The organism is Shimia sp. R9_2 (genome assembly GCF_017743735.1).
Taxonomy (GTDB): Bacteria; Pseudomonadota; Alphaproteobacteria; order Rhodobacterales; family Rhodobacteraceae; genus Shimia.
In genome coordinates, this window is the sequence record NZ_JAGHRO010000001.1 from 793,295 (window position 1) to 814,500 (window position 21,206).

At 60.7% G+C, this 21,206-nt stretch carries 20 protein-coding genes; 8 read left to right on the top strand and 12 right to left on the bottom strand.

Translation table 11 applies throughout. The annotated features are described in order from the left end of the window. Window positions 1-40: 40 nt before the first annotated feature. On the bottom strand, window positions 41-628 hold the full coding sequence (locus J7400_RS03720) for a hypothetical protein (RefSeq protein ID WP_209059574.1): 588 nt from the start codon (window positions 626-628) through the stop codon (window positions 41-43). 417 nt (window positions 629-1,045) lie between these two features. Continuing rightward, complete coding sequence (locus J7400_RS03725; protein WP_247738579.1) at window positions 1,046-1,591, bottom strand: SH3 domain-containing protein; 546 nt, start codon at window positions 1,589-1,591, stop codon at window positions 1,046-1,048. A gap of 89 nt (window positions 1,592-1,680) precedes the next feature. Here J7400_RS03725 and J7400_RS03730 point away from each other — a divergent pair, with 89 nt between their 5' ends. From J7400_RS03730 to J7400_RS03745, 4 genes are all read left to right on the top strand, one after another. After that, window positions 1,681-2,667: a D-glycerate dehydrogenase gene (locus J7400_RS03730; RefSeq protein WP_209059577.1), complete on the top strand. Its 987-nt coding sequence runs from the start codon at window positions 1,681-1,683 to the stop codon at window positions 2,665-2,667. A gap of 18 nt (window positions 2,668-2,685) precedes the next feature. Then, window positions 2,686-3,237: an RNA 2',3'-cyclic phosphodiesterase gene (gene thpR / locus J7400_RS03735; RefSeq protein ID WP_209059580.1), complete on the top strand. Its 552-nt coding sequence runs from the start codon at window positions 2,686-2,688 to the stop codon at window positions 3,235-3,237. Window positions 3,238-3,317: 80 nt separating this feature from the next. Further along, window positions 3,318-5,099, top strand: a complete 1,782-nt coding sequence (ggt, locus tag J7400_RS03740) for a gamma-glutamyltransferase (protein WP_209059589.1) — start codon at window positions 3,318-3,320, stop codon at window positions 5,097-5,099. 64 nt (window positions 5,100-5,163) lie between these two features. Next, entirely contained in the window at window positions 5,164-6,561 is a 1,398-nt protein-coding gene (locus J7400_RS03745; RefSeq protein ID WP_209059591.1) for an FAD-linked oxidase C-terminal domain-containing protein, read from the top strand. A 690-nt stretch (window positions 6,562-7,251) separates the two neighbouring features. Here J7400_RS03745 and J7400_RS03750 read toward each other — a convergent pair. Continuing rightward, window positions 7,252-7,830 (bottom strand): antibiotic biosynthesis monooxygenase, encoded by a 579-nt coding sequence (locus J7400_RS03750; protein ID WP_209059593.1) that lies wholly within the window; start codon window positions 7,828-7,830, stop codon window positions 7,252-7,254. Between the two features lie 110 nt (window positions 7,831-7,940). Between J7400_RS03750 and J7400_RS03755 the strand changes: the two genes are divergently transcribed. Continuing rightward, complete coding sequence (locus tag J7400_RS03755; RefSeq protein WP_209059596.1) at window positions 7,941-9,011, top strand: NAD-dependent epimerase/dehydratase family protein; 1,071 nt, start codon at window positions 7,941-7,943, stop codon at window positions 9,009-9,011. Between the two features lie 49 nt (window positions 9,012-9,060). Here the strand turns inward: J7400_RS03755 and panB are convergent, their stop codons facing one another. Then, complete coding sequence (gene panB / locus J7400_RS03760; protein WP_209059598.1) at window positions 9,061-9,870, bottom strand: 3-methyl-2-oxobutanoate hydroxymethyltransferase; 810 nt, start codon at window positions 9,868-9,870, stop codon at window positions 9,061-9,063. Next, a complete protein-coding gene (gene panC, locus J7400_RS03765) occupies window positions 9,867-10,715 on the bottom strand; it encodes a pantoate--beta-alanine ligase (RefSeq protein ID WP_209059601.1) in 849 nt (282 codons plus the stop codon). Before panC ends, panB begins: the two co-directional genes overlap by 4 nt. Before the next feature lie 178 nt (window positions 10,716-10,893). On the opposite strand from panC, the gene J7400_RS03770 reads away from it, so the two are divergent. Beyond that, window positions 10,894-13,401 (top strand): FAD-dependent oxidoreductase, encoded by a 2,508-nt coding sequence (locus J7400_RS03770; RefSeq protein WP_209059609.1) that lies wholly within the window; start codon window positions 10,894-10,896, stop codon window positions 13,399-13,401. An 83-nt stretch (window positions 13,402-13,484) separates the two neighbouring features. Here J7400_RS03770 and J7400_RS03775 read toward each other — a convergent pair whose 3' ends face one another. The 6 genes from J7400_RS03775 to J7400_RS03800 form a co-directional block, all read right to left on the bottom strand. Next, window positions 13,485-13,883: an EF-hand domain-containing protein gene (locus J7400_RS03775; protein WP_209059612.1), complete on the bottom strand. Its 399-nt coding sequence runs from the start codon at window positions 13,881-13,883 to the stop codon at window positions 13,485-13,487. 140 nt (window positions 13,884-14,023) lie between these two features. Continuing rightward, the gene (locus tag J7400_RS03780) at window positions 14,024-14,683 is read right to left on the bottom strand and encodes a DUF938 domain-containing protein (RefSeq protein ID WP_209059615.1); all 660 of its coding nucleotides are present in this window, start codon (window positions 14,681-14,683) and stop codon (window positions 14,024-14,026) included. Continuing rightward, entirely contained in the window at window positions 14,683-15,759 is a 1,077-nt protein-coding gene (locus tag J7400_RS03785) for an FAD-dependent oxidoreductase (RefSeq protein WP_209059618.1), read from the bottom strand. Before J7400_RS03785 ends, J7400_RS03780 begins: the two co-directional genes overlap by 1 nt. After that, on the bottom strand, window positions 15,756-16,694 hold the full coding sequence (locus J7400_RS03790; protein WP_209059621.1) for an aldo/keto reductase: 939 nt from the start codon (window positions 16,692-16,694) through the stop codon (window positions 15,756-15,758). The genes J7400_RS03785 and J7400_RS03790 overlap by 4 nt, the downstream gene beginning before the upstream one ends. A gap of 108 nt (window positions 16,695-16,802) precedes the next feature. After that, window positions 16,803-17,393 carry an NAD(P)H-dependent oxidoreductase gene (locus J7400_RS03795; protein ID WP_209059624.1) on the bottom strand — a complete coding sequence of 197 codons (591 nt, stop codon included), beginning with the start codon at window positions 17,391-17,393 and terminating at the stop codon, window positions 16,803-16,805. 193 nt (window positions 17,394-17,586) lie between these two features. Continuing rightward, window positions 17,587-17,760, bottom strand: coding sequence for a hypothetical protein (locus J7400_RS03800; RefSeq protein WP_209059628.1), 174 nt, complete (start codon window positions 17,758-17,760; stop codon window positions 17,587-17,589). A gap of 255 nt (window positions 17,761-18,015) precedes the next feature. On the opposite strand from J7400_RS03800, the gene J7400_RS03805 reads away from it, so the two are divergent. Further along, a complete protein-coding gene (locus J7400_RS03805; protein WP_209059630.1) occupies window positions 18,016-19,050 on the top strand; it encodes an AraC family transcriptional regulator in 1,035 nt (344 codons plus the stop codon). 10 nt (window positions 19,051-19,060) lie between these two features. Here J7400_RS03805 and J7400_RS03810 read toward each other — a convergent pair whose 3' ends face one another. Next, entirely contained in the window at window positions 19,061-20,032 is a 972-nt protein-coding gene (locus J7400_RS03810) for a sodium-dependent bicarbonate transport family permease (RefSeq protein ID WP_209059631.1), read from the bottom strand. A gap of 209 nt (window positions 20,033-20,241) precedes the next feature. On the opposite strand from J7400_RS03810, the gene J7400_RS03815 reads away from it, so the two are divergent. Beyond that, complete coding sequence (locus tag J7400_RS03815; protein WP_209059633.1) at window positions 20,242-21,144, top strand: hydrogen peroxide-inducible genes activator; 903 nt, start codon at window positions 20,242-20,244, stop codon at window positions 21,142-21,144. Window positions 21,145-21,206: the final 62 nt, after the last annotated feature.

The window sequence follows — 21,206 nt, forward strand, 5'->3', positions numbered from 1 at the left end:
AGATGAACGGTTGCTATCCCGAGAGAACTGGCGCTGGGTTCTATCCGCCGACTTTGAACATTGCCTGCGCTCGCGGCTCTAGTCCACAACCAGACTTTAAGAACTCAATATAGTCGAACGCTGCCTGATAGAATTTGGACGCCATCTCAACATTAACACTACGCGTGTATTCCTTGGCGTGCTTCGGCTTGTGAACCTTTCTAACCGCCGTGGTCGTGTTTTCTATCTCGACCTTTTCGATCCGATACGGCGAAGCATGTGTTACGAGGTTTCTCCAACGCTGCATATCAGAAATGGTCTGAAACAAGCCTTTTGACTTATCGACGGTCTGATCTGTCGCGGCGAACAGCATATCGAGCTTTCCCCAAAATGTTCTTTCGCGACGATAAGCCTCAAAATCGAAGCTGCTAAACTTATCAGTTTGGGGCATTGAGAATGCTACTGAGGCGGAGAAGCTCTCGATAGCAGAGAAAGATAATAGCATAGATCCTGTGAATGCTGAGAACCCCATGCTCATGTTGCCGGTGCGGGGCCGCTGATCCATGACTTTGCCGACTTGAAGCAGTTCGAAAGCGGCGTGCAGCGTCAAATCCCAGTCATGGTTTTCGGCAGAGTATTCATGAGGCATCAGGTTCACTCTTTCTATGTCTTATGCACATCTAACTCTGATTTTCGTGAAACCCCAGCAAGCCTTGCCGTAAGTCTCGATATCAAACAGCATCGGGCACCTCTTGAACACAAGAGTTGTCATTGACCGGATGCGCGAGTTCAGAAGCGGTCGTCCGTCTCTTTTCCGTAAAAGTCCGCTTTGTCCCGCGTTGTTACTGCCCTGCGTCTGACTTTGCAAAGTCGGCTTTCTGCGCATTGCTGCAATCGTTACTAGGCGCAGCATCCGGTATTGGCCTCTTCGCCAGCATCGCACCCGCGCGTCATCAAGCGGATTGGGCGCTGCGCTGTGTGGCCTTGAGTGTGCTTCGAGACCGCAGCCAGCCCTGATGGTTGCGCCCGATGCCTGTGAGAGGTTTTCCAAGCGACAGCGGGCAGATCAGTCGCGGATTTCCTCGGCTGACACGCCCCAAAGGTCGGATTTCTGGACCCAGCCTTTGTAGCCACCCGCCTTCAGGCGGCACCAGTCTGGATTACATTCTTCAAGTTTCGCGATCACGCCCAGCTCAAGATGCGCGGCGGCCTGTGTTTCGGCTTCCGGGCGGATGGCGAGCGGCAGCATGTCTTTCTGGACAATCACCGTGCGTACGCCGGACAGAAGCGAGTAATGCACCCAGCCGCCTGCGCCTTCGATGTCGCGCACGCGGCGCCAGTGACCATATTCGGCGGTGATCTGAAGCGGCATGGATTTGCGGGTGAAAACCCAGTCGATCCGGTGCGTGCGCGAGGGGCCGCGCCGGACGTTGGCCTTGCTGGCTTTCAAAGACACATAGCGCGGTAAAGGCAGGTTGGTGACCGGCCCGCGCTTTTGGTCGGCTTGTACTTCTGCCGCAACGGAATTTGTGAGCGCCAACAGCAAAGCTGCGGCCAAGCTCACAAGAGATTTTCGACCCAAGGTGAACATTTTGCCTGTTATTTTCTGCATTGAAGGTGCGGAGGGGTTCTTGTGCCCCGCTGGCCTGTGTTGCACTGTGACATCAACAGGCTGATTTGGAAAGCATTGGGAGGCATCGAATGCCAAAGCAACGTCTGAGTGTTGTCGTAACGCGACGTCTGCCAGAAGCGGTTGAGACACGGCTGTCGGAGCTGTTTGATGTGCGGTTGCGGGAGGATGACGCCCCGATGAGCCGCGAGGAACTGGCGGCGGCCATGAAGGACGCGGATGTCCTTGTGCCAACGCTGAGCGACAAGATCGACGCAAACATGATTGCGCAGTCCGGCGAGCGGCTAAAGCTGATTGCCAACTATGGCGCGGGGGTGGACCACATCGATGTGGCTTCGGCCCGTCAGCGCGGTGTTTTGGTCTCCAACACGCCGGGTGTGTCGGCGGATGACACGGCGGATATGGCGCTGGCGCTGATCCTTGGTGTGACCCGCCGCGTGAGCGAAGGCGTGCAGCGGATGCAGTCGGGTGAATGGGACGGCTGGGCCCCCACCACGCTGCTGGGTGGCCGGGTGAGCGGCAAGCGGCTGGGCATTCTGGGCATGGGCCGCATCGGCACGGCTGTGGCGCGGCGTGCGCATGCCTGTGGCATGCAAATTCACTATCACAACCGCCGCCGTCTGCGCCCCGAGATTGAAGAGCAATATGAGGCGACCTATTGGGAAAGCCTCGATCAGATGCTGGCGCGTATGGATGTGATTTCCGTGAACTGCCCGCATACGCCATCGACCTTCCACCTGCTGAACGCGCGCCGGTTGAAGCTGATGAAGCCCTCCTCTGTCATCATCAACACCTCCCGTGGGGAAGTGATTGACGAGAACGCCATGGTGCGGGCGCTCAAGAACGGAGATCTCGCCGGTGCAGGGCTCGACGTTTATGAGCATGGCCATGAGGTGCATCCGGATCTGCGCGGTGTGCCCAATGTGGTGCTGATGCCGCATATGGGCTCGGCCACCGTGGAAGGGCGCATTGAGATGGGTGAGAAAGTCCTGATCAACATCAAGACCTTTGACGACGGCCACCGCCCACCGGATCTGGTTGTACCAGCGATGCTCTGAGCGGGCGGCGCTGACCCCATGCGCGCCTTTGTTGGCATACCGCTGGATGGCCCCGAAGAAGACCGCCTGCTGGATATGCAGGACAGTTTGGCCGTTGGCACCCCCGTGCCTGCGGCCAATTTGCATGTGACGCTGGCCTTTCTGGATGATCAGCCGGTGGAGCAGCTTGAGATGCTGCATGAAGAGCTGGAGATGATCCGCGCGCCGGGCTTTGAGATGACCCTCAAGGGCATCGACATCGTGGGCGGCGCGAAAAGCCGCTGTCTGGCGCTGTTGGTGGCGCCGGATCCGGCGTTGATGGCGTTGCAGGCTGATGTGGCTCGCGTCGCGCGCCGGGTGGGCATGAAGATCGAGAAGCGTCGCTTTCGCCCCCATGTCACGCTGAGCCGGTTTCGCGACGGGCAGCACGCGCCGGAGAAGATCCAAGGCGCGATTTCGCGCGGTGCGCATTACGATATGTGGCCGGTCTCGGTGTCTGAATTTGCGCTCTATCGCTCGCATCTGACCTCAGTTGGCGCGCAGTATGAGGTGCTCAGCGATTATCCGCTGTTGGTGATGCCGCCGCTCTGACCTAAGCTGTCTTCAGGTGGATCGCTCGGGATTTTGAGAGCGGGAATTGGCCTTGTGGTTTCCGATTTAGGGAGAGTGGAATGAAGCGTTTTTCATTAAGTGTTTCCGTGGCTTGCCTGATGGCAAGCATGAGTTTGGCGCAGGAGGCGGCGGACAGTATTGCGCCGGAGGGGGCGACTCAGCTTGGCGGGCAAATCCCCGAAGCCTTGATGGCGGCGCAGAAGGCCAAGGAGGCGGGCAGCCCCACATCGGCGAAAAACTGGATGGTCGCAGCGGCCAATCCGCTGGCGGTTGAGGCGGGCGCAGATGTGCTGCGCGCCGGGGGCTCTGCGGCGGATGCCATGGTGGCTGTGCAATCGGTGCTGGGGCTGGTGGAGCCGCAAAGCTCTGGCCTTGGCGGCGGCGCGTTTCTGGTCTGGTATGATGCTGAGAGCGGCACGGTGACCACGCTCGATGGGCGGGAGAAAGCGCCGATTGCGGCCACACCGAAGCTGTTTCTGGATGAGACCGGCGAGCGCATGAAGTTCTTTGATGCGGTGGTTGGTGGGCGCTCTGTCGGGGTGCCGGGCACGCCGATGCTGATGGAAGAAGCGCATCGCCGCTGGGGGCGCAGCGCCTGGCCCGGCCTGCTTGAGGCCGCGATTGGCCATGCGGAAAACGGCTTTGCGGTTTCTCCACGCCTTGCTGGCGCGGTGGCCAAAGACGCGGAGCGACTCTCAAGCCATCCGACCACGGCGGCTTATTTCCTGCCCGGTGGCGAGCCACTGGCGGAAGGCAGTGTTTTGCAGAACGCAGATTATGCAGAGAGCCTGCGCCTGATGGCGGAGCATGGCGCGGATCCGTTTTACACCGGTGAGATTGCCACGGATATTGTGGCCACGGTGCGCAGTGCCGACAATCCCGGTGTGCTGAGCACGGTGGATATGGCGCTCTATCAGGTGAAAGAGCGCGATGCGGTCTGTGTTGAATACCGCGAGCACGATGTCTGCGGCATGGGGCCGCCCTCCTCTGGTGCGCTGACCGTGGGGCAGATCCTTGGGCTGGTTGGGTCTTATGACATGGCGGGCATGGGGCCTGAGAGTGCGGATGCCTGGCGGCTGATCGGGGATGCCTCGCGTTTGGCCTTTGCCGACCGTGGACGTTACATGGCGGACAGTGATTTTGTGCCGGTGCCCACCGCCGGACTGGTGGCGCCAGACTATCTGGCGGCGCGGGCAGAGCTACTGTCAGGAGGCAAGGCGCTGGAAAGCGTGGCACCGGGCACGCCGGAGTTTGACCATGCGCTGAACTGGGGAGACGGGCAGACATTTGCGCAGCCCTCCACATCCCACATCTCGATTGTGGACAGCTATGGCAACGCATTGTCGATGACCACCACGATTGAGAACGGCTTTGGCAGCCGGGTGATGGCGCGGGGCTATCTGCTCAACAATGAGCTGACAGATTTCTCCTTCCGCTCCCACAATGACGGCGTGCCGGTGGCCAACCGTGTGGAGCCGGGCAAACGCCCGCGTTCCTCCATGGCGCCGACGATTGTGCTGAAGGATGACAAGCCTGTGCTGGTGATTGGCAGCCCGGGCGGCAGCCGGATCATCGGCTATGTGGCCAAGACCATCATTGCCCATATGGATTGGGGCATGGATGTGCAGGCCGCGATTGATTTGCCGCATCTGGTAAATCGTTTTGGCACCTATGATGTGGAAGAAGGCACCTCGGCTGCTGATTTTGAGGCCCCGCTGACACAGATGGGCTTTGAGGTGAATGTGCGTGGGCTGAACTCTGGCTTGCATGCCATCGCAATTGGTGATGGGTTGCAGGGCGGGGCGGACAACCGCCGCGAAGGGGTGGCCTATGGCGAATAAGCGCATCTGAGCAAAAGGCTCTGCGTTTGCCTGCGGCCCGGTTTGAGCTGCAAAGGGGAGAGGCATGGCAAACGCAGAGGTTTTGGAGCGCAATGAGACGGGTATTGCCGCAGCGCTGGGAGTGCTGAAGCAGCAGTTTGGCGAGGCCTGTCAGACCGGCCAGGCCATGCGTGAGCAACACGGCCACACCACCACTTGGTTGCCCAACCAAGCGCCGGATGTGGTGATCTTTGCCAAATCCACCGACGACGTTTCCGCCATTGTGAAAACCTGCGCCACCCATAAGGTGCCGGTGATCGCCTATGGCACGGGCACCTCGCTTGAAGGGCATGTGAATGCGCCGGCGGGGGGCGTGTGCATCGACCTCACAGAGATGAGCCGGATCGTCGCCGTCAATGATCAGGATCTGGATTGCGTGGTGCAACCCGGCGTGACCCGTGAGCAGCTCAACACCCACCTGCGCGATCGCGGCCTGTTCTTCCCGATTGATCCGGGGGCCAATGCTTCGCTGGGCGGGATGGCCTCCACCCGCGCAAGTGGCACCAATGCGGTGCGCTATGGCACGATGAAAGACAATATTCTGGCGCTGGAGGTGGTGCTGCCGTCAGGCGAGGTGATCCGCACCGGAACCCGCGCCAAGAAATCGAGCGCAGGCTATGACCTCACGCGCCTGATGGTGGGAGCCGAAGGCACCTTGGGCATCATCACCGAGATCACGTTGAAATTGCAGGGCATTCCTGAAGCGATGTCCTCCGCCCGCTGCTCGTTTGAGAGTGTGGATGCGGCCTGTCAGGCGGTGATGGCCACCATTCAATACGGCATTCCGGTGGCGCGGATCGAGCTTCTGGATGCGATGAGCGTGAAGGCGGCCAATGCCTATTCCAAGCTCGATCTGCCGGAAACACCGCTGTTGCTTTTGGAGTTCCACGGCTCAGAGACTGGCGTGGCCGAGCAGGCAGAGATGTTTGGCGCCATTGCCGAGGAGATGGGTGGTACGGGGTTTGAGTGGACCACAAAAGCCGAGGACCGCACCAAGCTCTGGCAGGCGCGTCATGATATGTATTGGGCCTCACTACAGCTGCGCCCCGGTACAAAAGGAGTCTCCACCGATGTTTGCGTGCCGATTTCACGGCTGGCGGAATGTGTGACGGCGGCGACCGAGAAGGCGGCGGAGCTGGGCTTGCTGGCCCCGATTGTGGGCCATGTGGGAGACGGGAATTTTCACACGCTGCCGCTCATTGACATGGAGAATGCTGAGGAGGTCGCCAAGGCGGAGGGCTTTGTCAGCTGGCTCAATGATCTGGCGATTTCCATGGGCGGCACCTGCACCGGCGAGCATGGGATTGGTCAGGGCAAGAAGCCTTATCTGCGCAAAGAGCTTGGCGGGGCTGTTGATGTGATGGCCGCAGTGAAGGCAGCGATTGATCCGGAAGGGATTATGAATCCGGGGAAGATTTTCTGAGGGTGTTGGATGGGGATAGGAGCGGTTGGTGGCTTTGGTCCCTTAGTCACGCATGCGACGTAGCGGGCGAATGTCCGGGTTTGTTTAATCGCGTTCGTTGGCGCGACGGCCAAGAAAACTCGAAGCCGCGCCCAGAAGGACCATTGGAATGAACGTCGCAAGCGTCAGTGAACCGAGATACCATGAGATTGTGTAGATTAGCCGCGAGACCTCAGTATGGTTTCCATGAGAAGCCACGAAGTATCGTCCCTCAGATGAAAAGCCATTGAGAGCATCCCCGCCAATTATTATTGAAAATACGCAAAAAACCACAAACGAGGGAACCGCCACTAATGCCAATCCCGCGCAAGCGGTCCCAAGTACTTGGTGTGGTTTCGTGGTCGTGTGTCGCATCGAAGTCCAAAAAATGCGCTGAAACGCTCTATCTCCCTTGGGGCAGATCAGCCAGTTGATATGACCTCAACCAGACCATGAACGGCCCTAGTATCGACGCAAGATATACTCTGGAAGCAGACCTAAGTGGGGAAAATTCGAGTGGTTGCTTCGTCGCACAACTCAGCCTTCGCGCACCGATGTGTAAAGCGGGCTCCGGTCGGGCTGGATTTTCGCGTCGCCAACAACCCGCATCTTCCCCCGGAGCGCTGCGAACATTGCAGCTGGAGCGGGCAATACCCGCTCCGGCCCTTGCACTTAGCTCTTTTTGCGGAACAGCCAGGCTTTGAGCAGCATGGTGATCACAGGTATGATCAGGTAGGTCATGGCGAGCACCTGAATGGTGACGATGATCAGGGTTTGTGACCAGCGCGGCAGGCCTGTCATGACCGGTCCGAGCAAGAGCTGAAGCGCAAAGACCAGGGCAAAGATCACGGCAATCAGGACAACCGCCATCTTGTGACGCGGGGGCTGCGTGGGGCGGGGGGCTTCGGGCAGATCAAACCAGACTTCAAGGCCCGTGGCGCTTTCACGGTCGGGCTCGCCGTCGGTGATGCCTTCCAGTTTGGCGATCCACTCGGTGCGCACAGGGGAGTTTTCCCAGGCGGTGGCGTGCTCGTAGGTGTCAAAGCGGTAGATCACCACATAGCGCCCGCCGGTCTGCTCAGAGGGGCGCAGAATGTTGATGCCCTGCTGGCCGTCAAAATGGGAGGCCACTTCGGAAATGCCGCGGATCCACTCCTCATAGGCCGTCTCACGCCCGGGCAGGATGCGGCGATAGACTGAGATTGTGACAGGGGGATTTTCCGCATTTGAACGGGGAGGTAATGTCGCCACCATGTCTGCGTAAATGGCGCGATTTGCAAGTCCGTTTGGCGTAATCTGCAAGTGACGTGCAGCATTTGCCTCCTATGTAGTGGCAGAGATGTTGTTGAAAGGATCTGTAGATGACGCAGGGAACAATAACCGTTGACACCAGCAGCCCTGTTTTGGTGACAGGGGCCACGGGCTATGTGGCGGGTTGGATTGTGAAAGGCCTGCTGGAGGCGGGTGCCACCGTTCATGCAGCGGTGCGCGATCCGGGCAATGCGGCCAAGGTGGCCCATCTGACCAAGATTGCGGATCAGTCAGACGGGACCTTGAAGCTGTTTGCGGCGGACCTGTTGCAAGAGGGCAGCTATGCAGAGGCGATGCAGGGCTGTGAGATCGTGTTTCACACCGCCTCGCCTTTCACTGCGCGTGTGGATGACCCGCAAAAAGAGTTGGTAGATCCGGCGCTCAACGGTACGCGCAATGTGCTGGATCAGGCCTCTGCCACGGAAAGCGTGCGCCGGGTGGTGCTGACCAGCTCAGTGGTGTCGATTTACACGGATGCGGTGGAATGCGCCGATGCGCCGGGGGGGCAGCTGACCGAGGCGGTCTGGAACACTTCGGCTTCGCTGGAGTATCAGCCCTACAGCCTGTCAAAAACGCTGGCCGAAAAAGCCGCCTGGGAGATCGCCGACGCGCAGGATCAGTGGAAGCTTGTGGTGATCAACCCGGCGCTGGTGATTGGCCCGTCGCTGCAGAAAAGCCCGACTTCGGAAAGCTTCCATCTGGTTCAGATGCTGGCAAGTGGTGCGATGAAATCCGGCGCGCCCCGCTATGGGATGGGCGTGGTGGATGTGCGCGACGTGGCGCAGGCCCACCTGGCTGCCGCCTATCTGGAAGAGGCCGAAGGGCGGCACATCGTGTCAGCACAGAGCGCGGATTTCTTTGAAATGGCAGAGGCGCTGCGGCCCCGGTTTGGTAAAGACTATGCCCTGCCCACACGGGTTGCCCCCAAATGGCTGGTCTGGTTGCTTGGCCCGTCAATGGACATGCCGCGCAAGATGGTCAGCCGCAACGTGAATGTGCGCTGGAAAGCGGACAACAGCAAAAGCAAGCGCGCGCTGGGTATGACTTATCGTCCGATGCGTGAAAGCCTGGAAGACATGATGGACAAAATGATCTCCGACGGCGCGTTTGCTGCTAAATGAGTGACGAGATAGGCGGCGGCAATTGACCTCCGCCTATCTCGGATTTGTCTCATCGATAAACCTCATCCTCTCCCGGGAAGCTGCGGTCTTTGACCTCTTCGGCGTATTGGCTCACGGCGCGTTCGATGGCGGGGCCGAGGTCGCCGTAGACTTTCACGAATTTTGGCGTCCATTCGTTCAGGCCCAGCATGTCTTCGAGCACGAGGATCTGGCCGTCACACTCGGCGGAAGCACCGATGCCGATGGTGGGGATGGGGATCTGTTTGGTGATCTTGGCGGCCAGCGGCTCGACCATGCCCTCAAGCACAATGGCAAAGGCACCGGCCTCGGCGACGGCGCGGGCGTCTTCTTCGTGGATCGCCCAGCTGTCTTCCTCGCGGCCCTGGGTCTTAAAGCCGCCCATGACGTTTGAAGACTGTGGTGTGAGGCCGATGTGGGCCATCACCGGGATGCCGCGTTCAGTCAGGAAGCGGATGGTTTCGGCCATGCGTTTGCCGCCCTCAAGCTTCACCGCGCCACATTGGGTCTCTTTCATGATCTTGGCGGCATTGCGGAAGGCCACGGCAGGGCTTTCCTCATAGGTGCCAAAGGGCATGTCCACCACCACAAGCGCTTTCTGAGTGCCGCGCACCACGGCTTTGCCGTGCATGATCATCAGATCGAGCGGAACGCCGACGGTGCTTTCCATACCGTGCATGACCATGCCAAGGCTGTCGCCCACCAGAATGAAATCTGCGTATTTGTCGACAATCGCGGCGGTGTGTGCGTGATAGGAGGTCAGCGATACAATCGGCTCTCCGCCTTTGCGGGCGGCGATCTGAGGGACGGTGGTGCGGCGGAACTGGGTCTGTTTGCTCATGGGGTCACTACTCTTTGGTCAATCAGAAGAATGTCGCCAAAGGCAACGGAGATCATGATGGCGGTGGGGCCGGTGAGCGGCCCGGTGAGGGTATTGAGCGTTTCGGCGGCCACGATGTCCACCCCCTTAAGGGCGGCGCGGGGCTCAGCTGAAATTGTGTCTGCGATGGCGGCCTGCAGCTGTTCGATCGTCGCATCAGCACCTGCGGCCACGGCCTCAGCCGCATCCAGCGCGCGTGACAGCACCAGCGCGGCGGCGCGGTCTTCCGGCGACAGGCGCACGTTGCGCGATGACATGGCGAGCCCGTCGGCCTCACGCACGGTGGGGGCGCCGATGATCTGCACCGGCATGTGAAGGTCGGCGACCATGCGTTTGATGACCTGAAGCTGCTGGTAGTCTTTCTCGCCAAAGACAGCCACATCCGGTTGCACAATGTTAAACAGCCGTGCAACCACGGTGGTCACGCCGCGAAAATGGCCGGGGCGGACTTCGCCGTGCAGCATGTTGGCCAGACGGGTGGTCTCCACGATGGTTTCATCGCCGGAAGGGTACATGGTCTCGACCTCTGGCAGGAAGACCACAGCGACACCGGCCTCTTTGAGCAGGGCGAGGTCGCGCTCCACATCCCGTGGATAGGCGTCCAGATCGGCGGCTTCGCCAAACTGGGTGGGGTTCACGAAAATCGACACGGCAATGGCGTCGGCGTGGGCTTGGGCGGTTTTGATAAGGCTCATGTGGCCTGCGTGCAGGTAGCCCATGGTGGGCACCATACCGACGCTTTGGCCATTTTGGCGCAGCCCTGCGATCGCTTGGCGGCATTCCGAAACTGAGCGGCAGATCAGCATACTGGTCTGTCTCCATTTAAGGTGGGGAGGGTGTAGCGATGCTGCGGGTGCACAGCAAGGGTTTTAACCAATACGCCACGTCGCATTCGCACAATATTGCGTCGGCTGGACCGAGAGATTCGTGGCCAATCGTTTAGACTCAGCGAAAATCATTCTTCTGCGGGGAGTCGCCTGTCTTATGAAAACGAATGTCAAAGCGCTGGTAGTGGGCGGTGGTGCCGTCGGTACCTCGATTGCATATCACCTGGCCAAAGCGGGCTGGGACGATGTGATGCTGATCGAGCGGGACGAGCTGACCTCCGGCTCGACCTGGCACGCAGCTGGCCTGCTGCCGCTGTTCAACATGTCCTATGCGACAACACACATCCACCAGTACTCGGTCGACTTCTACAAAACGCTGGAAGAAGAGACCGGCCTGAACGCGGGCTTTGCGGTTGTGGGCAACCTGCGCATGGCGCAGACCCAAGAGCGTATGGACGAGTACATGCTCTATGCTTCCACCGCGGAGACCTGCGGCGTGGCATATGAGTGGCTGACACCGGATCAGATCAAAGAGCGCTGGCCGCTGATCGAAACCGGCGACCTGAAAGGCGCGATCTACCACACCGAAGACGGCTATATTAACCCGGCTGACGTGACCCAGGCGATGGCCAAAGGTGCCCGCCAGCGTGGTGTGGAAATTCACCGCAAGCTGCAAGCCGATGCCTTCCACTGGACCGGCACCCATTGGGAAGTCACCTGCACCAAGATGGTGGAAAAAGGCGGCAACCTGATTGAATCCGACGAGCAGGTGGTGATCACTGCCGAGCACGTTGTAACCGCCTCGGGCAACCACGCACAGCGCACCGCAAAGATGCTGGGCATCAAGATGCCAGCGATCCCGGTGGAGCACACTTTCATCGTGATGGATCAGGACCCTGAGCTGGTCAAATGGCGTGAAGCGGGCAACCCTGAGCACCCTGTTGTGCGTGACGCCGACAATGAATCCTATGCACGTGAAGAGCGTGGTGGCTGGATCCTCGGCATCTACGAAAAAGGCGCACCTGCGCGCTTTGAACACGGTGTGCCTGACAGCTTCCGTGCGGATCTGTTCCCGCTGGATCTCGACCGGATTGCGGATCAGTACATGGCGATGGCCGAGCGTGTGCCCTCCTGTGCCGAATCCGGCCTGAAAGACGACTTCAACGGCCCAATCTGCTACACCCCAGACGGCAACCCGCTTGTGGGTCCGGCCCCTGGTCTGCGCAACATGTGGCTGGCGGAAGGCTTCTCCTTTGGCATCACCGCGGCAGGCGGTACCGGTTACTACCTCGCACAGATGATGGTGGACGGCGAAGCCGACATCGACATGGCGAGCCTCGACCCGAAGCGCTATTCCTCCAACTGGATGACCACCGAGTTTGCGGCGCGCAAGAACGAAGAGTGCTATGAGCACGTCTACATCCTGCACCACCCAGATGAAGAGCGTCCGGCATGTCGTCCGCTCCGCACCTCGCCCGCCTTTGACCGTCAGAAAGAAAAAGGCGCTCAATTTGGCTGGGTGAACGGCTGGGAACGTCCGAACTACTACGGCCCGGTGGATGCGCCATCGAACTTTGACGAGGAGAACCGCTCCTTCCGCCGTGGCGGCTGGTGGCAGTATGCCGTGGATGAGGCCAAAGCGATCCGTGAAGGTGTTGGCCTGATCGACGCAACCGCCTTTACCAAACACGTTGTCAAAGGCCCCGGTGCGACCCAGTTCCTTGACTGGTTCACCTGTAACAAGCTGCCAAAGGTCGGTCGTATCAACCTGACCTACGCGCTGACCGCAGCGGGCACCACCCGCACCGAATACACCATCGTGCGCAACGGCGAGAACAACTACTACATCGTCTCCGCAGGCGCCTGGACCGAATATGACGCAGACTTCCTGCGCAAAGCGGCCGAGGACAAGATGGAAGAGTTCGGCTACATCGAAATCCAGGACGTCACCACGCAGTGGGGTGTGTTCGCGATTGCCGGGCCAAAATCCCGCGATGTGCTGAAGAAGGTCATCAGCGACGCCGATCCAAGCACCGCGCTGTCCAACAAGCGCTTCCCTTGGCTGTCTGCGCGCCAGATCGAGCTGGGCATGTGCCCTGTGAATGCGATCCGCGTGGCCTACACTGGTGAGCTTGGCTGGGAACTCCACCACCCGATCGAGATGCAGAACTACCTCTGGGATCTGCTGGTCGATGCGGGCGCGGAGTTTGACATGAAGCTGGTTGGCGCCCGTGCGCAGAACTGGCTGCGTCAGGAGAAATCCTACCGTGCGTTTGGCACCGAGCTGGGCCGCGATGCGACCCCGGCAGAGGCCGACCTGCCGCGCTTTATCGACCTGTCCAAGGAGTTCCATGGCAAGGCCGAAATGGAAGCCAAGGGCGTGCGCTTCAAGTGCTGCACCATGCTGATCGACGGGCCGGATGATGCGGATCCTTGGGGTCGCGAAGTGCTCTACACCCCTGAGGGTGAGCGCGTTGGCCGCCTGACCTCCGGTGGCTACTCCGTTGCCTTCGAGAAATCCATCGGCATGGGCTATGTGAAGCCTGAGCTGGCGGTGGAAGGCACCAAGCTGAAGGTGAAGATGCAGGACAAGCTGTGGGATGCGGTTGTGACCTGTGACAGCCCTTACGATCCGAAGAACGAAACCATTCGGAAAGACGGTTAAGTTTACTCACCAAACAAGAAACGCCCCGCAGATTTGCGGGGCGTTTTGTTTTGGTCGGGGCGGTGTAAAAAAGCGCGCGGCGCTTAATATTCGCCTTTGGAGATGACGCCGTCACCGTCTTTGTCGATGCTGGAGAACCACGCGCGCAGGCGGGTGTTCATCTCGTCACGGGTGACCATGCCATCCAGATTGAGATCGGTGGTGGCTCGGCTCAGCCCCTGCACGGCGCGGTTGGACAGTGAGGTTGGATGGGCCTCGGCCTCTTTGGCGCGGGCTTCGTCAAAGGCGCTGTATTCGGCGTTGTCGAGCTTGCCGTCCTGATTGGCATCAAAGGCCTCAAAGGTGCGTTTGCGCATCTCTTCCATCTCAGCCCAGGTGATGGTGCCATCCGCGTCCAGATCCCAATCTTCAGAGGCGAGGGCGGGGGAGGTTGCAGCGAGCCCAAGCGAGAGCAGGGCGGAACAAATCAGAGATGTGCGCATTGGAGATCCAATCATTTTAGCTATGGTTGTGTGCACCTTAGGGCGTGGCGCGCGGGATGTCAGCCTGCGGAAAGCTCTTCAAAGCACTCAAGTGCTTTGCCCGCATACATCATGGCCGGACCGCCGCCCCTTTCCAGCGATTACAGAGGTTTCTTCTGTTGCAGCAATAGGTTGTTGGCGGGCATCTCGGTCAGGGTGCCTTTGGAAAGCCCGTGTGAGGCGGCGAAGGCGTCGACGTCGGTGTCGGATTTGTACCCGATCTCCGGATCCTGTGCGCGCAGGTCTGCATCAAAGCGCTGATCGCCTTCGCTGACCAGCACGCCATCGCGTTTGAAAGGGCCGTAGATCAGCAGCTGACCGCCCGGGGCCAGCGCTTTGGCGGCTTCGGCAATCAGGGTTTGTGCTTCGGCTGTGCTGATCAGATGCAAAAGATTGCTGAGCAGGATCACATCCGGTGCGCCGACCTGCGCCGCCCAGCCGGGGGCGGTGGCGTCCAGATCCTGAGGGGCGGCGAGATTGGTGAGGCTGCTTTCGTCCACATAGGCCTGAATGCTGGCGCGGCGGGTGGCGTCGATTTCGGTGGGACGCCATGTGAGCGCGGGGAAGGCTTCGGCATAGGCGGCGATGTGCTGCCCGGTGCCGCTGGCGATTTCAAGAACCTCGCCCTCTGCGGGCAGGAGGTCTTTCAATGCGTCGATTAAAGGGGCGACATTGCGGGCGGCAGAGGGGGCAAAGAGTTTGCCAGCGGTGTCCGGCGTGGCCACGGAGGCGCTGTCAGGCAGGTTTAGGCGGCGGGGCATCAGGTGAACCTCCTTGGGTCAAGGGCGTTGCGGGTGGCGGTGTCGAGCTCTGAGGGCTGGCCCGCGATCAGATCGGCGATCAGCTGGGAGGCGGCTGGTGCGGATTGAAAACCATAGCCGCCCTGACCGGCGACCCAGATAAAGGCCGCATCACTGCCATCTGGCCCGAGGGCGAGATTGCGATCCGGTGTGAAGCTGCGCAGCCCGGCCCAGCTGGCCTCAAGGCGTGTCACCTCCTCAGAGACAAATTCCTGATATCTGGCAAGGCCTTCGGCCAGAACCATGTCATCAGGCCAGGCGTCAAAGGGCGCCATCGGGTCCTCTTCGGCGGGGGAGACAATCAGGCTGCCCGCATCGGGTTTGGCGTACCAGTGTTCATGCACATCCAGCAGCATGGGCCAGTGGCGCAGATCATGGCCTCCGGGGGCGGGTATGCGCGCCATGGAGCGGCGCATCGGGGTGATGCCAAGCGGGGCAATTCCTGCAAGCTTCGCGATCTGATCGGCCCAGGCTCCGGCGGCGTTCAGCAGGAGTTTGGCCTCATAGGCCTCACCCCCCGCGACCACCTGCCAGCATGATTTGGTGCGGGTGATTTCGGTGACGGTCTGGCCGGTGCGCACCTCCCCACCATGGGCGCGGCAGGTCTTGGCACACCATTGCAGCAGGCGATCTGTGTCGATGTCAAAGGCCTCTTCATGCATGGCTGCGAAACCTGCGATCTCTGGCCGCAGAATGGGCACCCGCGTGCAGGCGTCTTCTGTGGAGATTGGCGTGGCCTCAAAGCTCTCGCAGGCCTGCTCAAAGGCCGCGCGGTCCTCGGATTTGGCGAGAAACATCACGCCACGGGGGGAGAGGAAGCCGCCGTCTGTTGTGGCAAAGAAATCCGCGCTCGCGCGGCTGAGGGCGACGGTGCTGGGCAGGCCGTAGTTCTGCTCAAACATCGCGGCCGAGCGCCCGGAGGCGTGATAGCCAAGTGCGGTTTCCCGTTCCAGAACAAGAGTTTTGCCCATCGGCGCCAGCCGCGCCGCCGCAGAGAGCCCGGCGATGCCGCCGCCAATGATCAGGAAATCAATCATGCCTCCTCAAGCCGGTCGGTGGCGGGTGGCGGTGTGGGTGTCAGCGCGGTGAGCTGCTCATAAAGCGCATCGTCCATGTCATAGGAGACCGCCGCCAGAGAGGGCGCAAGCTGCGCGGCAGTGCGGGCCGACAGGATCGGGCTGGGTGTGGTGCTGTGGCGCGCGGCCCATGCCACGGCCAGCGTGGCGGGGTGGACATTGCGCTCAGCGGCGATGGCTGAAAGCTGTGTCGCCGCCGCGTGCATCCAACCCTCGCCATAGCGCGCGGCATAGCGGCTGTCGGTGCTCAGGCGTCCTGCGCCAGTTTCCGCGCTGTATTTGCCGGTGAGCAGCCCGCCGCCAAGGGGTGAATAGGTGGCCGCAAGGATGCCGAGATCGGCGCACATTGGCAGGATTTCCACCTCCACCTGACGTTTCACGAGGCTGTACATCGGTTGCAGCACGTCGATGGATAGGTTTTTTGCTGCGCCGGTCCATGCGGCTTTGACCACCTGCCAGGCGGCAAAGTTTGAGAGGCCAACGTATCTGATTTTCCCGTCGGCCTTCTGCTCGGCAAAGAAATCAAGGGTTTCCGCGAGCGGGGTCCCCTCGTCAAAGCGGTGCAGATAGAGGATATCGACCTGATCAAGCTGCAACCGCTGGCGGGAGAGCTCAAACTGTGCGGCGAGATTGGCCGCGCCTGCGCCGCCGGTGTAGCCCGCCTTGGTGGCGATCACCAGATCGTCGCGGTGGTCCTTGATCAATTCGCCCAGAATTTCCTCCGATTTTCCAGAGGTATAGACATGGGCGGTGTCAAAGTGGTTGATGCCCGCCGCGCGGCAGGCCTCATACATTTCGGCGCTGTCTGTGGCGCTGGCACCTTCGCCAAATTGCATGGTGCCAAAGGCGAAGCGGCTGATGGGGGTGCCGTTGGGGCTGGTAAGAGGCTGTGTCATGGCGCGACGTTGCCATGGGTTGCGGCGCGGGGGAAGGGCGATTTTGAGCCGCGCATCGCAGCTTTGCTGCCCGGCCCTAAAATGCGCAGGCCCCCACCAGAGCTGGCATCAATTTTTGCGGATGGTGGCCGGTGCAGGCAGGGTCTGGCCGATGGTGAAGCAGCGCTCAAGCAGCATGTCACGGCGTTGCTCTGAGGCGGAGCTGCCAATGAGCAGTTCCAGTCGTCGGGGCAGGGCGCCAAAATCTCCCGCGGCGCCCATCATCCATGTGGTGTCCAGCGCCGGAGCGTGGCCTTTGCGCTCTACCCGGTCGCTGCGCGGCCCTGCGGGGACCAGCATCAGGCCGGATTTCAGATGGGCGTCACGCAGGGTGGGCGCGGTGTTTTGATTGGCGGCGTCGTTGGGCATCCAGACGCGGTTGACCCAGCCTTTCATCTTGGCGGACATGCCCCACCAATAAAGCGGAAACACCAGACAGATCGCGTCAGCGCGGGCGATGCGTTCCTGCTCCTGCGCGACATCCTCCGCGCCCTCTTCGGAGATGTCAGCAAGGGAGAAGAGCGGATTGAAATCTTCGGCGTGCAGATCAGCGAGCTCTGTGGTGTGGCCTGCGGATTTGAGACCGGCGATGAAGCGTCTGGCGGCACCGGCTGCGAAACAGGTGGGGGTCGGGTGATCTAATACGGTGAGAACATGCATGGAAAAACTCGCTGTGTGAGACAGGTTTTTGGGAGCGACGGCGTGCGAGGCCTGTGCCGCCCCCGACAGCGAAGGAGAGCCACTGTCGGAGGCGGTGCGGGGCAGCCACGGAGGCGCTTGGGTTGCGCGAGGGGGGAAGTGTGGCTGCCGGATCGGGGTGTACATAGGGACAGGGATCACCCCGAATGCGATGTCAGAGCGCGAAAGGCACGTGCAGGGCGGCGATCTCGGTGGGGGATGGCAGGCCGGGTGCGCCCGCGGCAGAGCTGCCAAGGCCGAGGATCAGCGCGCCTGCGGTGATGGTGAGGCTGCCACCCAGTGCGGCGAGGGCCAGAGATTTGCCAATTTGCGGAATGGAAAACGTCATGGTTGTATTCCTTTGGTCTGTTTGGCGCAGGGAGGATGCGCGGTTTTGAATGGAGGCCGCCGTCTGCGTGGAGGAGTGCTTGGGCGGTGTGTGTCTGATGTGCTCAGAGATACCGCAGCGCATCCGCCAAATATTGACGCCACGTGCCAAAGACTTGACAGCAGATGCCAAAGGTCAAAGTGTCGATCACGAAAGCGTGATCGGTGGGCGGCGCGCGTGATTGATGCAATTTATGGGTGAACAGGGGGCAGGCGCGTGACGGCAGTGTCAGCGATGTATGCGCGCAAGCAGATCGAGCAGGCTGTGAAGCTGCCCGATAAGGCACCGCTGTATAAGATCATCGACTTCACCCCGGAGCAGGTGCAGGATCCTGCGGTGATGGTGCCGATTGCGGCCTATCTGAGCCTGATTGAAGCGATTGCGCAGAGCGAGTGGCCCGATCTGCAGTTTCATATGCGCACGAGCCAGAGCATGCGGTGCGACGAGTTCGGCGTGTTCGGGCTTGCGTTCAAATCTGCGCCGACTGTGCGGCAGGGATTGCAGCGGCTTCAGCAATATGTGCGGCTGCACAATCGGGTGTCAGAGTTTGCGGCGGAACCTGAGGGGGGCGCCTATGTCTGGTCGATGAAAGGACCGGCGGTGGCGCGGCTGGGCAGTGCGCTGTCCAATGAGGCGGCGATGGCGACCACATTGGTGCTGTGCCGGGAGGCGACACAGACAGCGCTGACCCCGACAAAGGTGGAATTCAGCCACACGCGCGAGGGCAGCAAGGCGGCTTTGCTGGATCATTTTGGCGTGATGCCCGAGTTTGATGCAACGCGAGATGCGATCCATTTTGACATGGCCGAGGTTGAGCAACCCTGCGCGGTGGGGGATGCGGCGATCTGGCAGTATCTGACAGCGCATCTGGATCAGGCGCTGGAAGAGGAAGACAGCAAGGCGCGTCCGTTTGATGCATTGGTGGTGGAGGAGATCACCAAGCTGCTCAGCGGTGGTGTGCCCCAATTGGCCGAGGTGGCCGGGATCATGGGGCTGGGGGAGCGCACCTTTCAGCGGCGGCTGTCTGAGCGGGGGCAGACCTTTCAGGCGCTGGTGGATGAGGCGCGGCATCAATTGGCCAAGCAGCTGGTGCTGGGCTCGTCTTATTCGCTGATCGAGATTGCCTTTCTCACCGGATTTTCCGAGCAGAGCGCCTTTTCACGGGCGTTCAAGCGCTGGTCCGGCATGTCGCCACGCGCCTATCGGCAGGCGGAGCAGGGCGAGAGCCTCGGGGCTCCCGCCACAAGATAGAGTCCGTTTGTCAGCCGGTGAGGCTTGCCAGATAGAAGTAGATCGGCAGGCCGAAGGTCAGGTTGAAGGGGAAGGTCACCCCGAGTGCCAGCGACAGGTAGATGCCGGATTTGGCCTGCGGCAGCGCAAGGCGCATGGCAGCAGGCACGGCGATGTAGGAAGCAGAGGCGCAGAGCACCATCAACAGGAAGGTGCCGCCCATTGACAGGCCCACAAGCGCCCCCGCGCCCCAGCCAAAGAGGGACCCGATCAGCGGCATCACACAGCCAAAGATCAGCACCCCGCCGGAGATTTCTTTGCGGTTTTCGATCAGGCTGCGGCCGGCGGAGAGGCCCATGTCCAGCAGGAACAGGGCAAGCACGCCGGTGAAGGGCACGATGATGAAGGGTTCCATCTGTGCAAGGCCTTCCTGACCGGTGGTGACGCCGATGGCAAAGGCACCAAGCAGCAGCACAATCGAGCCATTGCCGAGGATGTGGTGGGCCAGCTTGCTGTCAAATTTTGCACCGCCGCCTTTGCGCGCTGCAAGCCAGAGGGCGGACATGATGGCAGGTACTTCCATCACGGCGGCGACGGCGACCATGAAGCCCTCGCTGTCAATGCCGCGCCCTTCAAGAAGGCTCACGGCGGTCACAAAGGTGACGATGGAGATCGAGCCATAGTGCCCCGCCACTGCAGCCGCGTTGAGCGGGTCAAGGCGGGTCATGATCGACAGCAGGCCAAAGGCGACAAAGGGCAGCACAAAGGAGAGCACGATCCCGGCGACGAGCGAAAGGATCAGCGCGTTGCTGATCCCGCTGACAGCCACCGCTGCGCCACCTTTGAAGCCGATGGAGAGCAGCAAATAGATCGACATGATCTTGGCTGCGCCCTCCGGGATGGAGAGGTCACTTTTGGCAAAAGCGGCGATCAGGCCGAGGAGGAAAAACAGAATTGTGGGCGCAAGCAAGTTGCCCGCCAAAGCAGCGAGGGAGAGGTCCATAAGCGAGACTTTCTTGAATTTTCAGGGAGAGGTGCCGGTGATCAGAGGATCAGTGCGGGTCGGGTCGTCGGTGATCCATAGAGCGGTCCTTGGTCATGCCGCCAAAGAGATCAGGCAGCGGGAGGCATTGCATTTGGCCTCATATCTCTTGTGTGAAACATTTGTTCAAATATAAGGTTTCTTCGATTTGTATAGTTTGAGGCTATGAAATGCGCCCGACATTGCGGCAGTTGGAATATATCGTGGCGGTGGCTGAGACCGGGCGGATTGGTGTGGCGGCGGATCGGCTGAATGTGAGCCAGCCGAGCCTCTCTGCGCAGCTGGCTGAGGTGGAGGCGGATCTGGGCACCACTTTGTTCCTGCGCGGGCGCGGTGGAGCGAAACCCACTCCAGTGGGCGAAGAGGTGGTGCGCCGCGCGCGGATGATCCTGCATGAGATGGAGGATTTGCGCGCGGTGGCGCGCGGGGGCGGGATTTTTCAGGGGCGGCTGCGTCTGGGCGTGTTGCCGTCAATTGGTCCGTATCTGCTGCCCGGCGTGGTGCGTCGCCTGCATGCGGAACATCCGGACCTGCGCCTCGTGATCCGTGAGGAAAGCACCCATGATCTGGAAGAAGGGCTGCGCAGCGGGCGGCTTGATATGATCATCTCCACGCCGGAGGACCATATGGGCGCACGGGCCATGCCTCTCTTTACCGAGGAGCTCTGGGCGGCCTTTGCACTGGATCATCCGCAGGCCGAGGGGGCGGCGCTGGCGCTTGAGGTGTTGGAGAATGAAACCCTGCTGACCTTGGGGCGCAAACACAGGCTCTCACATATTGTGGAAGGGTTGGCCCTGCGCGCGGGCGGGCGGGTGTCGGATGAATATGAAGGCACCAGTCTGGATGCGATCCGGCTGATGGCGGCCAGCGGCGCGGGGGTGGCGGTGCTGCCCAGTGTCTATGCGGCGACGGAGGTGCGGCGGGGCACAAATGTGGGGCTGCGCAGGCTCGATCACCCTGAGGCGCACCGCGATATTGCTCTGATGGAGCCGATGCGGTCAGAACCCACACGCGGCGCAGCGGTTTTGGCGGAGATTTTGCAGGCGGAGGCCGCTGTCATACTGGCGGAGTGATTTTCTTTACGTTTGGTCATGCAAATGGAGGGGGTAGCAACCTATTTGGCTTCGCCCGTGTT

Excerpts from the sequence above, each read along its gene's own strand:
- J7400_RS03720 (WP_209059574.1), bottom strand. The coding sequence starts at position 628 with ATGCCTCATGAATACTCTGCCGAAAACCATGACTGGGATTTGACGCTG.
- J7400_RS03725 (WP_247738579.1), bottom strand. The coding sequence starts at position 1,591 with ATGCAGAAAATAACAGGCAAAATGTTCACCTTGGGTCGAAAATCTCTT.
- J7400_RS03730 (WP_209059577.1), top strand. The coding sequence starts at position 1,681 with ATGCCAAAGCAACGTCTGAGTGTTGTCGTAACGCGACGTCTGCCAGAA.
- thpR (WP_209059580.1), top strand. The coding sequence starts at position 2,686 with ATGCGCGCCTTTGTTGGCATACCGCTGGATGGCCCCGAAGAAGACCGC.
- ggt (WP_209059589.1), top strand. The coding sequence starts at position 3,318 with ATGAAGCGTTTTTCATTAAGTGTTTCCGTGGCTTGCCTGATGGCAAGC.
- J7400_RS03745 (WP_209059591.1), top strand. The coding sequence starts at position 5,164 with ATGGCAAACGCAGAGGTTTTGGAGCGCAATGAGACGGGTATTGCCGCA.
- J7400_RS03755 (WP_209059596.1), top strand. The coding sequence starts at position 7,941 with ATGACGCAGGGAACAATAACCGTTGACACCAGCAGCCCTGTTTTGGTG.
- panB (WP_209059598.1), bottom strand. The coding sequence starts at position 9,870 with ATGAGCAAACAGACCCAGTTCCGCCGCACCACCGTCCCTCAGATCGCC.
- panC (WP_209059601.1), bottom strand. The coding sequence starts at position 10,715 with ATGCTGATCTGCCGCTCAGTTTCGGAATGCCGCCAAGCGATCGCAGGG.
- J7400_RS03770 (WP_209059609.1), top strand. The coding sequence starts at position 10,894 with ATGAAAACGAATGTCAAAGCGCTGGTAGTGGGCGGTGGTGCCGTCGGT.
- J7400_RS03775 (WP_209059612.1), bottom strand. The coding sequence starts at position 13,883 with ATGCGCACATCTCTGATTTGTTCCGCCCTGCTCTCGCTTGGGCTCGCT.
- J7400_RS03780 (WP_209059615.1), bottom strand. The coding sequence starts at position 14,683 with ATGCCCCGCCGCCTAAACCTGCCTGACAGCGCCTCCGTGGCCACGCCG.
- J7400_RS03785 (WP_209059618.1), bottom strand. The coding sequence starts at position 15,759 with ATGATTGATTTCCTGATCATTGGCGGCGGCATCGCCGGGCTCTCTGCG.
- J7400_RS03790 (WP_209059621.1), bottom strand. The coding sequence starts at position 16,694 with ATGACACAGCCTCTTACCAGCCCCAACGGCACCCCCATCAGCCGCTTC.
- J7400_RS03795 (WP_209059624.1), bottom strand. The coding sequence starts at position 17,393 with ATGCATGTTCTCACCGTATTAGATCACCCGACCCCCACCTGTTTCGCA.
- J7400_RS03800 (WP_209059628.1), bottom strand. The coding sequence starts at position 17,760 with ATGACGTTTTCCATTCCGCAAATTGGCAAATCTCTGGCCCTCGCCGCA.
- J7400_RS03810 (WP_209059631.1), bottom strand. The coding sequence starts at position 20,032 with ATGGACCTCTCCCTCGCTGCTTTGGCGGGCAACTTGCTTGCGCCCACA.
- J7400_RS03815 (WP_209059633.1), top strand. The coding sequence starts at position 20,242 with ATGCGCCCGACATTGCGGCAGTTGGAATATATCGTGGCGGTGGCTGAG.